This window comes from uncultured Aquimarina sp. (genome assembly GCF_947496855.1).
Classification (GTDB): Bacteria; Bacteroidota; Bacteroidia; order Flavobacteriales; family Flavobacteriaceae; genus Aquimarina.
The window spans coordinates 379,342-393,193 of sequence record NZ_CANMED010000003.1 but is presented as its reverse complement, the minus strand read 5'-3'; the positions used below and the strand labels follow the sequence as shown (position 1 = coordinate 393,193).

Annotated in this window: 13 protein-coding genes; 4 read left to right on the top strand and 9 right to left on the bottom strand. The window is 31.9% G+C overall.

Going from position 1 to position 13,852, the window contains the following annotated elements; genetic code table 11:
• Window positions 1–36: 36 nt before the first annotated feature.
• The 3 genes from Q0921_RS11155 to Q0921_RS11145 form a co-directional block, all read right to left on the bottom strand.
• Complete coding sequence (locus tag Q0921_RS11155; RefSeq protein ID WP_299256777.1) at window positions 37–1,707, bottom strand: SulP family inorganic anion transporter; 1,671 nt, start codon at window positions 1,705–1,707, stop codon at window positions 37–39.
• Window positions 1,708–1,851: 144 nt separating this feature from the next.
• On the bottom strand, window positions 1,852–2,166 hold the full coding sequence (locus Q0921_RS11150; protein WP_299256775.1) for a hypothetical protein: 315 nt from the start codon (window positions 2,164–2,166) through the stop codon (window positions 1,852–1,854).
• A gap of 171 nt (window positions 2,167–2,337) precedes the next feature.
• A complete protein-coding gene (locus Q0921_RS11145) occupies window positions 2,338–2,928 on the bottom strand; it encodes an aspartyl/asparaginyl beta-hydroxylase domain-containing protein (protein WP_299256773.1) in 591 nt (196 codons plus the stop codon).
• Window positions 2,929–3,396: 468 nt separating this feature from the next.
• Between Q0921_RS11145 and Q0921_RS11140 the strand changes: the two genes are divergently transcribed.
• Entirely contained in the window at window positions 3,397–4,539 is a 1,143-nt protein-coding gene (locus Q0921_RS11140) for a N(5)-(carboxyethyl)ornithine synthase (protein ID WP_299256771.1), read from the top strand.
• Window positions 4,540–4,593: 54 nt separating this feature from the next.
• Here Q0921_RS11140 and Q0921_RS11135 read toward each other — a convergent pair whose 3' ends face one another.
• From Q0921_RS11135 to Q0921_RS11110, 6 genes are all read right to left on the bottom strand, one after another.
• Window positions 4,594–5,055 carry a hypothetical protein gene (locus Q0921_RS11135; protein WP_299256769.1) on the bottom strand — a complete coding sequence of 154 codons (462 nt, stop codon included), beginning with the start codon at window positions 5,053–5,055 and terminating at the stop codon, window positions 4,594–4,596.
• A gap of 94 nt (window positions 5,056–5,149) precedes the next feature.
• Window positions 5,150–5,608, bottom strand: coding sequence for a hypothetical protein (locus tag Q0921_RS11130; protein WP_299256767.1), 459 nt, complete (start codon window positions 5,606–5,608; stop codon window positions 5,150–5,152).
• A 298-nt stretch (window positions 5,609–5,906) separates the two neighbouring features.
• Window positions 5,907–6,443, bottom strand: a complete 537-nt coding sequence (locus Q0921_RS11125; protein ID WP_299256765.1) for a hypothetical protein — start codon at window positions 6,441–6,443, stop codon at window positions 5,907–5,909.
• A 163-nt stretch (window positions 6,444–6,606) separates the two neighbouring features.
• Complete coding sequence (locus tag Q0921_RS11120; protein ID WP_299256763.1) at window positions 6,607–7,734, bottom strand: helix-turn-helix transcriptional regulator; 1,128 nt, start codon at window positions 7,732–7,734, stop codon at window positions 6,607–6,609.
• A gap of 107 nt (window positions 7,735–7,841) precedes the next feature.
• Complete coding sequence (locus Q0921_RS11115; RefSeq protein WP_299256761.1) at window positions 7,842–8,447, bottom strand: SMI1/KNR4 family protein; 606 nt, start codon at window positions 8,445–8,447, stop codon at window positions 7,842–7,844.
• Window positions 8,448–8,703: 256 nt separating this feature from the next.
• Entirely contained in the window at window positions 8,704–9,798 is a 1,095-nt protein-coding gene (locus Q0921_RS11110) for a serine hydrolase (RefSeq protein WP_299256759.1), read from the bottom strand.
• Between the two features lie 457 nt (window positions 9,799–10,255).
• Between Q0921_RS11110 and tssD the strand changes: the two genes are divergently transcribed.
• Genes tssD through Q0921_RS11095 form a run of 3 tightly spaced genes read left to right on the top strand, consistent with a single transcriptional unit; the run spans window position 10,256 to window position 13,778 of the window.
• Window positions 10,256–10,954 carry a type VI secretion system tube protein TssD gene (gene tssD, locus Q0921_RS11105; protein WP_299256757.1) on the top strand — a complete coding sequence of 233 codons (699 nt, stop codon included), beginning with the start codon at window positions 10,256–10,258 and terminating at the stop codon, window positions 10,952–10,954.
• A 3-nt stretch (window positions 10,955–10,957) separates the two neighbouring features.
• Window positions 10,958–12,859 (top strand): hypothetical protein, encoded by a 1,902-nt coding sequence (locus Q0921_RS11100; protein ID WP_299256755.1) that lies wholly within the window; start codon window positions 10,958–10,960, stop codon window positions 12,857–12,859.
• Between the two features lie 7 nt (window positions 12,860–12,866).
• A complete protein-coding gene (locus Q0921_RS11095) occupies window positions 12,867–13,778 on the top strand; it encodes a hypothetical protein (protein ID WP_299256753.1) in 912 nt (303 codons plus the stop codon).
• Window positions 13,779–13,852: the final 74 nt, after the last annotated feature.

The following is a 13,852-nucleotide window of genomic DNA, read 5'->3' as shown; positions in this document are numbered from 1 at the left end:
CTTTTTTATTTTGGATAACATATTTACTGTTCATAATTAAACAGTAGCAGAACGCTGTTTGAATTTCTCTCGTAAATAAGTGAAACTATCTTCGATATTTTCAAACAGATCATCTTCGGGAACAAGATCAGGGATAATATCTACAGCTCCCAGCATATCTTTGGGTTGTTCTTTCAGCCCTACAAGTATCACTTCAATATCTTGTTCTCTAAGATCAAAAATAATATCCTCTAAAGTGTAAATACCTGATTGATCTATATAAGGAACCCGATCCATTCTTAGGATAACTGCCCTAACATCATCTGGTAATGCTTTAATTTGATCCTTAAAATAAGAAGTGAAACCAAAGAACAATGGGCCATACAAATGTTTGATGATGACTTTATCTTTGTAGGTATTATAGAAATCGATTTCGTCTTGCCAAGGTTTTGAACCATCAAAATCGGCGATGTCTCCAACTTCCATTCCCTGTTCGCTTAAATCTCCAGCCTTTTTCATAAATAGTAAACAGGCTAATGCAACTCCAATACCAACAGCTTGTATCAAGCTTCCGAAGGTAGTAATGAATAATACCAGAATTAGCACAACGGCATCAGCTCGGGGTACTTTTAATAGGTGTTTTAAGCCTTTGAAATCTACTATTTTAAAACCAATAGGTATAAGTAAACCGGCCAATACGCAAAGGGGAATATGTGCTGCCAATTTTCCTAAACCTAATAATACAGCTAACAGAAATAGGCCGTGTAAGATTCCAGATAATTTAGTTCTTCCACCTGCATTGATATTCACTACTGTTCCTTTGGTAGCTCCCGCACCTGGAATACCACCAATAGCAGCGGCAAGCATATTACCTATTCCTTGGCCTATTAGCTCCCGATTACTATTATGACGGGTTTTAGTCATGTTATCCGCAACTACAGAAGTTAATAAGGAATCAATGCTTCCTAGAACAGCCAGTACGACACCATATTCTATAATGATTCCCAAAGCACTGGAATCTATAGCAAAAATACCATCTAACCGAAGTGAAGGTAATCCTGAAGGGATTTCACCAATTAAGGGTACATCTATTTTCATAAAATAAGCTACTAATGAAGCAGCGATTAAGGCTACCAAAGCACTAGGTATCGCTTTAGTTATTTTTGGGAAAAGATAATAAACAGCAATTGTAATACCCCCTAGTAATAAGGCATAAGGATTGGCTTCAGAAAAAAGCCTTGGTAAATCCTGCATAACTGATGTAGTAGATTTGGCCGAACCTAAACCGGCAAAAGGAAACAATTGAAGAATCACAATGATTAGACCTACACCACTCATAAAACCTGATACTACAGAATATGGAAAGTATTTTACATAACTTGCGATGTTCAAAAAACCAAATAGAATCTGAAAGAGTCCACCCAATAAGAAAGTGAGTACTATGATGCTCATCGCATTTTCTAATGAACCATTCATCTCTATTGCGGCAGCTATTAGGGTAGCAGAAACTACTGTCATTGGGCCTGTTGGACCACTTGCTTGAGTTTGTGTGCCTCCAAATAAAGCGGCAAAAATACCAACAGCTATAGCTCCATACAGTCCTGCAGTAGCCCCCATTCCTGATTGTACTCCAAAGGCTAATGCAAGCGGTAAAGCAACCACACCTGCGACAAGTCCACCTGTAAAATCACCTTTTAAATTTTTTATGTTATAGAATTTAGACAACATATGATTCTAATTAGTTTATGAAGCGTTAAATATACTTCATTTACCTTAAAATTGTGTGCGTTTTTGATTTAGGTTTAAGATCTTTAAAAGGAAGGTCATAGTAATTCTTAGTGGCACTTTGTAAAAGATTTTTTATTCTATTTTTCAGGTATTCTGTGTGTCATACTTTATGGATTCCACCATTCCATCTTTAAAATGAATAGAAATAGAACCATTTCCTTCCAAAGGATATACATAAATAGATGTGCCATCAGGTAAGGTAATTTGAAAATTTAATAGCTCTTTTGATTTTTGTTTCGGTCGTAGTTTCGAGATTATCCACTTTACAGAATTTGTAATTACATCATCAACTAATTTTTCTACTAATTTTTCTCCCAAATATTTTAGTCCTGGAACAAAGGCATAATTAAAAACATTAAGCAATGCATCTTTCCTATTATTATGAAGCTCTAATGCCATTTCCGAATCGTCGCTTATCTCTAGTGGACGATTATCTAATCTGCGATAGACTCCTAAAGTTAATTGATGTTCCTTATTATTAGTTTTTATTAATTATACTTAATAATTGTTGAAGGTTATCGAATGAACCTATATTCCTCTAAATATCATTTTTCCAAATGAGTAAATTATTTAAGATTCACTATCCAAAATTGTCTTTAATACCCAATCATTCGGGATCATATCGATCGTAAAATTCACACGTTCTGTAGCGCCAAGATTATCAATTTTATGGGGGTCAGTTAATTTCAGATACCAACACTCTCCCGGTAGCATTGTTACAGGTGCATTATTTAAATAAAAAGTGACGTCATTGCTAAATGTAATGGGTATGGTTAATCGTATTATAGATCGCTCTATTTCTAACCCTAGCGTTGGGTCTGTATGTTCTTTTACAATCGCACCAGGAGCCAAACGTAATAAGCGTACCAAAGTTACCTTGGTATGTTTACGAAAAAAATCTACCACGCTGGTTAGATACGGTGATTGTTGTAACGCTTTGGTATCCAACCAATCTGTCCAGGAACCATCTGCGTAATCATCTGCTGGTGGAGGAAAGGGTAGTGATGTATCTACTTGATGCGCAGGAGCTCGTAACGGAATTACATCATAATATTCGAAATGTTCTGGTGTAAAGGCTTTAAATTCTTCTAACATTTTCTCGGCATCAAAAGAGAACGGTAATTTAATTCGGTCGCTGGTTTGTGAAGTTATGATTGCCATTATTGTTATCTTTATTATTAGTCAGGATACGATAAACTCCAAGATAAATAATTTATACAGAACGATACTAAGGGGTTTTTACCTGAATTTTTTATTTCACTTACACAAGTTGCAACAATAAAGTATGTGGCACAATTCATTCCTACTGCTTTTGATATAGCTAACTAAAGACAAGCCCTTTACTTAGTAACAAACTTCTTAGGGTAGAGATACTTTCATTATAAATCATTAAGTACAATTAATTAGCGTAACTTCGACAATACAATTATTTATTCATTAGTATTGATAATGTTATTCACTGATTCTTAGTGAACAGAAAGGCTGATTTTTAGTATCCTTTTTTATTATTGACACACTTGTGGTCAAATTAATGCCTGATCGCCGGCAAATAATTCTTTATAACAATCTTATAAAATAGCCGTACTCATTTCATTAGTGGTGTTTGGTTTCAACTAAAAAGAGAATCATATGATTTTATCAAAGATAGGAGTTATTGGTACTTCAAAAAAGGAAGACGAAAGACGTGTTCCAATTCATCCGGAACATTTAAAAAGACTTCCAGAGGATATTCGTAGAAAACTTATTTTCGAAAAAGGATATGGTAAACCATTTAATATTGAAGATGAAGAAATTGCCAAGCAATCAGGAGGAATAGCCACAAGATCAGAGATATTGTCTGATATCGGGTCGGCGATCATTGCTAAACCGGTATTATCAGATTTAGAAGAATTGAAAACAGGAGGAGTTCTTTGGGGCTACCCTCATTGTGCCCAGCAGATGCAAATTACACAAACAGCTATTGATAGGAAGTTAACTTTAATCGCTTTTGAAGATATGTTTGTTTGGAGCCCAAATGGGAGAATTGGCAGGCATACATTTTATAAAAACAATGAAATGGCGGGCTATGCTGCAGTTATACATGCTTTACAACTGAAGGGAATAGATGGGCATTATGGAAACCAAAGAAAGGTTATTATTTTTAGTTTTGGAGCAGTTAGTAGAGGGGCTATTTATGCGCTAAAAGCACATGGATTTAGAGATATTACTATCTGTGTTCAAAGACCTGATCACGAGGTCAGAGAGGAAATATTAGATGTAAACTATGTTCGGATCAAAACTGGAGAAGCTAATGAACCTAGGTTAAAAGTCATTGAACATGATGGATCAGAGCGATCTCTTTTGGATTTGATTAACGAATCAGAAATAATTGTTAATGGTATCTATCAAGATACGGATCATCCAATCAATTTTGTGGTTGAAGAAGAAAAATCTAGATTAAAACCAGGAACTTTGATTATAGATGTTAGCTGTGACGAAGGCATGGGGTTTTATTTTGCCAAACCTACCACGTTTAAAGAACCAATAATATCCATAGATAGTATAGATTATTATGCAGTGGATCATACACCTAGTTATTTTTGGGAAAGTGCCTCTAGGGCTATTTCTGCGGCATTAATAGTACATTTAGAGTCGGTTATTGCAGGGCCAGTAAGTTGGAATAGAAATGCGACTATTAAAAATGCAATAAATATTGATAATGGAGTAGTGGTAAAAGAAGCTATTCTTAGATTCCAGAACCGTGAAACTGATTATCCTCATGTAGTGAGTTAAAATTATAAAATTCACGAGCTTTTCTGAAAGTATAAACCTTTATGTACACGAGTTTTAATTTTTCTCACTCCGTTTTCTATATATTTTTAGAAGGTAACTGAGTCTTTGTGTACTGATGTCAAGTTCATTGATGAGTATTTTCTCGTTCCTGTTTCTATGATCGTAGCTCAGATAATACTGTGATTTTCTTCCGGTGGAGGAAGGCTCAAAAATGATGTTCTCGTTTTTTATTTCTGACCATTTTTTGATGCGAGCTCCTTTATAGCCAATACCTTCTTTAGAGAGAATAAGTTGAACACTATTATCTTTTGTAAGTTTGTAATTGTTTCTTATTCCATAAACTGATATCGCAATGAATCCAATACCTATTAAGTAGCTTAAATAAAAAAAGACATAGATCCCAAAAATCAAAAATAGTATAGAAAATATCACATTGAATAGACTACTAGATTTTGAATAGTAGATAACCGTTTTTATAGGAGCTTTTTTGTTTTCGACAAATAGACTTTCCAGCATTTTTTTAAAATTTGCTAACCTTGATATGCTGATACGAACATAACCATGTATACAATATATTGATAATAAGGTTAGTACTAAGTGTGAGACTTTATTATTTCCTTTCTGTAATAATGATTTCTATTGATTCATTATAATTAAATACTTTTAAATGAAACTCATATTTATCCCAAAGTAAAGAATCATAATGTATATCAGGTTTACCTTCAATTCCATGAATAGAAAGTGATTCTTCTTCAATTAATTTATTTTTAGAAAGTATTATATATGCTGTTGCTTTTGTTGGGCCATTGACATAGGGATGTTTATGGGTAAAATATTTTAATAATATTGATAAGCCATCTTCGAATTGTATTTCTTCATTAATATTTACTTTTATGTTCGTGCCGTATTGATAATCCATTTTTGTTGTACTTTGATTATTATCTGTAGATTGGGAATTGATCAAAAGAGATGTAAAAAGAAGTACAAATAAAAAATGATTTTTCTTTATTATTATTTTTCGATTCTTCAAATCGAAAGTTTTTTTACTCTTTTTTTGTTCGGCATTCATTAGTTTTTGTTTAGCTTAGTTGTATCATCGATAAAAATCACATACAGTTACTAATATAACAATATCTCTAAAAAGAGTAATCGTATTTAAACTTTAAACTATTATTTTGGATTCTGGCCTGTACCAGAAAGACAAATTTTTACCTTTTTTTAGGTTTTTGTTATTCTAGTGCGGACCAGAATCCATTTTTATAAGCAAATGAAGAGAAAATTTGATGTTTATATCTAATTAAATTAACTTCAAAGCTAAAGAGTCTTGCATAGTGTTATATAGCAAAATGGCGAATAATTTTTTACTACTAAAATTGATATCCAATGCGCAGGTGTAAGTTTATAGCAGCTTCACCTTTGTTTTTTGTAAATCCAGAATTTTCAGAAAAGTAATGAATGTAACCTACCCCAATTCCGGTTTCATAATTAAAATGCTTACCTATATTCCGCCTAATCCCCCAAGTAGGAATTATAGATAGGTTAGATACTATTTTTGCAGTATCATCGCCTCCAAAATCGATAAGTAGATCATCCAGGCGTAAGGTTGTTTTAAGTGCAAAGAAATTACCACTGTTACCATCTATTCGCTTTGATTTATTACTACGCTTATTGAGGTTGTAGTACCAGCGTGGTTCAATAGAAGTAGAAGTTACGAACAAGAAACCAGCATCTGGGTAAAAATCATCATTATCATAGGCATCCAAACCTAATTCGACTCGCAATGCAATTTGGTTTAAGAGTTTAAATTCATTGTAAACCCATATTCCAGCAAACCCTGTTTGAATACCAAAAATTGATTTTTCTACACTTGGATCTTGTTTTTTATCAGTTGTAATTTGTGACATTGCGCTTAGTGTAATAACACAAAAAAATAAGGTCAATACGGTTTTTTTTATCATTGTTACTTTTTATTAAGTTAGCCACAAATCAATGAATTTATAAGGATTTAGATTGACCAATAGAAGCATTGGTATGTTATAATATGTTAAAAAAGATAACGCTACTTTACTAACATACTTTTTTATACTCAGAAGGAGGAAGTCCAGTTTCTTTTTTGAAAATTCTGTTAAAACTGGTTCTTGATTTAAAACCACATTCGCAAGCGATTCCAAAGAGGTTGTAATTTTTGTATGTATCTAAGTTTATTTTTTCTTTTACTGCTTGTACGCGATATTTATTTATCAAATCATAGAATGTAGTATTCATATATTGATTTAACATGGTAGAAAGTATCTTATCTGTTGTCGAAATTTTTTGTGCTAATTTTCCCAAAGTTAAATCTTGATCTAAATAGGTTTGGTCTGTATCTAAAACAAATTCAAGTTTGTTCTTTAAGGTTTCGAATGCTTCTTTTTTTGCGGCCGAAATTGTTTTGTTTTTTGCCTTACTAATTTCAGATGCTACCTCATTATGTAATAAAAAAGACGGCAATAATACTTTGGATTGATGTATACCATAATAACCTAAGTAAATGACTAGGGTGATCATAGCTAATACAACTAGAAAGTCTGTATTCCATATAAAATTACCATAAAATGATTCATATACCTTAATCCCTAAATCAACACTAATAATGCCTATAGCTGACAAAAGCATAATCTTAATCCAATTAAAGTCATAGTGTGTTAGATTCGAATATTTGTATTTTGTTAGCTTTCTATATTTTGATAATAACCCTAATGATATAAATAAATATAACAGGAAATATAGATTATCAATTCTTATAATAGAGCGAATCAAATCAGTATGCGTATATGCAAGTTCATCTATCCTTAAGATATTGAATAGTATGGTTGGAATTGTAATACTAATGGCAAATAGGAATGCGGGTATAAAATGAACTAATGTATTCTTTACTAAATTTTCTTCTTCTAAGAATAACGATTTTACATATAAGAATAATAAGGGGCCTAGCATCACGATAGTCATGTCATTAGGTAAAAAGAAAAGCCTGATCAGCCAAACAATGTCATGTAACAATGCATAAAAATAGAAGGCAACAGAAAAGAGAAGAAAAAAAAGTACAATTAATATTTTTTGAGGTAGTTCTTTGTTTTTTATTCTTAATAGTTGAAGTATAATTATAGAAATGGTGAAAATACCTCCCACTAAAAAGAAATCTAAAATTAAATTCATAAATTAATATTTGCCCTTTTAAATATTCGAAAACCCTTTTTGATAGTTAAGTTCGTATAGATCTGTTTTCATGATATATACATCTCGAACTTCTATTTTTATCTGGTTCAGTCTAATATATCTTCATCGATAAAATTATATTTGGCATCCATTAGCATCTTTAAATAGGTCTCAAAACTATCCGCAATTACTTTAAATTCATCTGGATCGTGCAAGAACCTTACAATTTGCCCTTTCTTTCCTTTAGTTGATGGACTAAAATCTATAAATAATTGAGAGGTGCCACCATTATTCATACAATCGGAAAAATGAAGCCATTTGATTTTATTTACATCATTGGTGATTTTATCATCGATGGCTACCTCTTCATGTTTTCTTTCAATATAATCAGCATAATATTCAATGGCTTGATGCTGATTTTCAATCATCTGTTTGGATGATAATAGATAATATGGATATTCATACATATCAGAACCTAGGAAATAAAAAGTGATTTTCTCTCCTGCATACGCTCTCCAATATGTGCCATCAACATATTCGATCATACCTATTAACTCATCGGGAATATCCTGATATATTTGTGTAAGCTTTTTTATATCCTCTTTACTCGCTCCATCTTTAGTTTTTTCAAAATGTTCCCATGATTCTTTCGAATTGTTATCAAAATATGCTTGCTTGAGTCCTAGTATATATTTTTCTACTGTAGTATTCATTTTTAAAAGTAACTGTTTTACATTTTCTTATCCATTCTCCTATAATAGATTCCTATTACTAGCATACAACAACTATATATCTTAACGAATATAGCTAGTAATGCGTTCTGAACAAAGTTATATATGTATATCCTTTTTTGTCGGCAATCACAGAAGAAATTTGATATCCAAATTTTATCAAATGAATTACAAGGCTGTAAATTTTGTTTAGCCGGAGGTTGTAGCCTGTAGTAATTATAACTTTTGTTATCTTTTCTTATTTTTCATTGAAAAACGTAGGTAGGAAGATGTCTTTCATTATCGCAAAAGGCAATTTATCCTCTTGTGAATTATAAGCGCCCCCAGTAAAGACAGCAACCATGTCAATCTCGGGGATTACCATAATATATTGCCCACCATTTCCAGTTGCTGTTTTGGCAACGACCGCTTTTTTGTTTATGTTAAATGGGATATTCCACCAAAAATAGCCATAGTCAATTCCAGTAATTTTTGTTTTTGGTGTGGTAGCTTCATTGACCCATTTCTCAGACACAATCTGTTTTCCTTTCCATGTTCCTTGATTAAGAATCAGTTGTCCAATTTTAGCGATATCTCGTGAGGTCATATACAATCTTTTTCCAGAAGGTATTACCTTTTTGTCTGAGGTGTGCCCCCAATTCACGTTTGTAATTCCCAATAAATTGAATAAGTAATTATCAGCGAATTTATCAATGGTCATTCCTGAAGCTTGACTTATTATTTCTACTATCAAAATCGCACCCATCGAACAGTAATTCGATACTGTTCCAGGATCATTTATCATTGGCAGATCAAGTGTATATTGGAGCCAGTCTTTTTTTCTATAAACTTTGTCTTCTTGTCCTTTTGATTTTTTGTTCCAATCGTTACAGTCAAGTCCACTAGACATAGTTAAAAGATGCTTAATTGTAATCTGCTCTTTTCTTCTGTCACGATTTTTATTTGGTATTGGGTCTTTAAGGTATTTTGATATTGGATCATTAACATCCTCAACAAATCCCTTATCAATTGCGATTCCCATTAAAATTGCTCTAATACTTTTAGTTGTAGAACGAAGGTCGTGTGGTTTCTCTGCTGAGTGCCCATTAAAATACTCCTCGATAATGAGTTGGTTATTTTTTACCAATAAAACACTATGGAGTTTATTTTCTCTATTTTTTATTTGGTTAAATAACTTATAAATCAATACTGTGTCAATCTGCTGTGATTTTAGGTTGTTCGTTTCCCATCCGTCACCAAGTTCTTTTGGAGGATAATATTCATAAGTATGTTGTCCATAACATAGAGTACTTATGAATAGTGCTAAAATTATTAAGTTTATTATGCTTTTCATAATAATGGGTTACAATCAGATATAGCTACGAATATAACTATATCTGTAATGTTTCCAGATCAAAATTATCATAAAACTTGCTAGCTATTTCAAGGGAAATTAAGGGGTAATGAATCATGAACTTTGATGTTGTCAGTCCATTGATGGTAATAATTTTATAGGCGAGTACCACTTTTTTCTGTAATCGGGTTAGGTTTTAGTCTTGTTAGAGTGTTGTATGACCTTTCTATGAAGGTAAAACATTGATTATCGGTCATTTTTAATGATTCAATATAGGAGCAAAAATAATTCAGCTATTTTTGAGATTGAAAACAATGTTCTTACAGTATAACTATTATAGTAATAATCATACTTTTCATCACGGGAAAATATCCCTACGTCGAAATAATAACAGTGTTAGCGTTTGTGAACGTTATTTTTAATATTTTTCTCTCACGAATACCAAATTATCACGCTTATGGCCTTTCAGGCAAAACTATGTATTAATGACCAAGAACGAAATGTGCTGGATAGTACATTTCTGTATCAACAACTTATTGATAGCAATGGTCGTCCCAAAACGAGTATACAAGATGGTAAAATCCGTTTGCTGATAGAATCCACAAAGAATGATGAGTTGTTCTATGATTGGATGTTTTCTACCCATAGCATGTACAATGGATATGTTCGTTTTTATAAACGAGATGGATTTAGTAAACTATTTGATTTCGAGTTTGCGAACTGTCATTGCGTTCATTTAGAAGAAAAATTTAACGCAGAGGGTAATAGTCCGTTAAAAATGGAATTGGTATTATCACCAGGTATACAGAAGGTACGTGGTCAGATTTTTGAAAAAAACTGGAACCCTAGTAATCCTTTTGAGAATGTAACACCGATTACGGAGCGGGAGGAGAAGGAGCCGGAGTTTTTAGGATATCATTTTGAAGATAAAGAAGGAGAAGTTTTAGAAAAAGATGAGATCGAAGTGGATGATGAAATTTACTTAGTAATCCAAACGCAAGATGCCGTTGGAGAGAGTATAACTATAGATTTGGATGATAAATCTATGGACTATGAATATCAGGGTAGAAGAATGGAAAATGATATTATTAGAAATATTAGTATCACTGGAGATCATACAAAGTTAAAGTTAAAAGCAGTTAAACAAGAAAACTAATTTATGGGAAGAGCGACTTTTGATAATTTTCAGGATAAGTTTTTAAGTATAGAATTTCCAACCGTTATAGAACCATTTCCTTGGGATGTAACTCGCGAAGGTGAAGATATAACTTTTACATTAGGAGCAGGAGAAGATGAAAAATCTGAAGTTCATAAAACAACAGACGTACGCGAATTTTTATTAAAGCATTTTAATTGGAATGGTATTGTACATTTTATGCATTTATTATCTGATAAAAATGATGATTTTACCTATACCAGACCTACAGATTTAAAAGGAATACCGACAGATGATGATATTTTGATCATACCAGATGAGGCCACAGAAGCTATAATTTATGAACAAGCTAAATATGCTATTGAGACTACTTATGCTGATGCTCCGGCGGATAATATTGAGAATATCCTAAAAGATGTAGATGGTAAGGCGAAAACGGACTTTTCTTCTGATATTTTAGAAACTACTTACGAGGATTTGTTAAAAGAGGAAGATAATACCGCAATGGAATATGATGGTAAAAGTTTTACAATGATTAATTTGCAAACAGCAAGTGAAACGGAATTGTATGATTTCCTTAAAAACTTAATGTTAGCGAGAAATGGGTTATGGTTAGAAGAAAATGGGCTAATGAACTTAATATCCATAAGGAGAGAAATGGTGACTTCAACTACCGAAGATGTAGGCTTTAATGATAGTATGATTTTAGCATGGAAAGATGGAGGAGTCAAAAAAGCCCAACAATATATAGCCACTACAGAGCCTTGGAAGATTAATAAAAATAATGGTAAAATGTTACCGCAAACCACAAACATGTTTTTAGGTTTACACAAGTTTGTTTCGTCGAAAGTAATTATTCCTGCTTTTAGGAGTAGAAATGTTTATAGAAAGAAACCGAAAAGTGATGATAATAAATTAGAAAGTAATGACAAAGGTTTAGATATACATTTTAAACTTATAAGTAATAGAAAACCAGTAGGCATCCCTTCGGAAGTTGATTCTTATGGAGTGGCTTATAATCGAAATAATGTGGATACATATTATGGAGATGATAGGGAAGCTTATTTAACAGTAGTGAAAATTTACAAGATTTTATCAGATTGGGGAGCAGGAAATAAACCTAAAGATATCACTTGTTATAAAAACCTCGAGAATTACACCAAAAACTTTACTTTATCTGGTATTTTAGGTTCTACTGATGCAGATAAAAAGATAGAGGTTAAAGACGGAGAAAATGTTGAAAAAACTATTAAGCTTAGTTCTTACCAAACTTATGTAAGTTCAAAATATGCAAGTAATAAAAAAGATGCAGTTAAATTACTTATGTATCACCATAAACAAGCAAATGATGGTACTTTAGAAAGTAGTTATGATGATACAGCGGTAGCAGACGTTTTAACGGAATTAAAAAAGGAAGGAGTTTTTGAAAGTATCGTTAAGTTACAATTTAACGAAGAAAAGAACTTTGCTAAAGTTGATGGACAACCTGGTAAAGGTACGATAATCAAATTGGATAGAACTGTGGTGCAAAAAACTACTGATACCAATGCTTACAATAAAAGAGTTAACAAAGCTACAACAGATTGGGATGCTATAACAGATGCTTTTGCGGTATGGGATACAAATTCAGTTTTACCAAAAGACTTGAAGAATAGATTTCAAAACACGGTTAAATTAGTAGCCAATGATTTAGAAGGAAAAGAAGTTACAACTATCGATAATTTTGGAGGTCAAGAAATTGATGATAATGTTAGTGGTTGGTCAACGGGATGCCAAGTTATTCCAGGAGTACAGGAATTTTTTCATTTTATGTACGATATTACAAAATATGTTAACACAACTAATCAAGAGCGTTGGTACTATACGATAATAGAATCTTCTTCATTAGGAATAACTTTAAATTAATATAAACATGAGATTATTAGTTGTTTGTTTAACATTGTTGTTTATAATAACGTGTAGTTCAGTTAAAATAGAAAGCCCAGAAGATGCTTCTATAGGTGCGGAAATCAAAAAGGACTGCATAGATACTTTAATCTTAGAAAAGAGAGAAAACAAAATTTTCAATCAATTTTTTGTAGATAACCAAAAAGATTCGGCACTTTCTATGATTACTGTAGCCATCGAAGATTTAGCGCTGTCGAAAGTGTTAATAAACAAAGAAAAAAATAGATTAATCAAAGCCTTTTCAAAAATTGAATCTATTAGTTCTGAAAACTTAAAAATAGTAAAACCAGCAAGCAGATGTGGTTTTTATTTTGATAATAAATTAAGTGTTGATTTGTTAGATGTGAATTCTGATTATAATTTTTTTAGACCTGATGGTTTTCTAAGTACGGAAGAAAAAGATAAAGAAGCTGCATTATTGAAAAAGTATATAGATTCATCAAAAGTATTCTTTCAAAGTGAGCCATTTTATGTAAATAAAGGTTCTTACTTTAAGTTAAATGAAGAAAAGAATGAATTTTTTTCTAAAAATTATGAGTTCTATTCCAATGATGGTGGTGATTTTTTTACCGCATATAAGATTTCAAATGTTTTGGATTATGATACAAGTGGTTGGTTAAAATCTGGAATAGTTCACCGTTCTTTTTTTAAACATTATTCCTCTGAAGAAAAAAGATTTATAAATAATCAAGAAGATGAAACTTTAGATGTAATACACCATTATACTTACTTCGAAACAAAATTAGATAAAAATAACTCTTTTATTAAAAGTATTATTATTTACTATGTTAGCCTTGAAGGTATGAACTCTTCTGAAAAAGTTGATTTTGTAATTAAAAAAGATTCTTTAGCGTTTAAAAATCCTGTCTCAAAGTAAACTACGTAGAATTTCTAACTTTCTAAATAATGAAGTAATTTTTAGTTGGCAGGAGTATTCTTTTAGAAAAGATT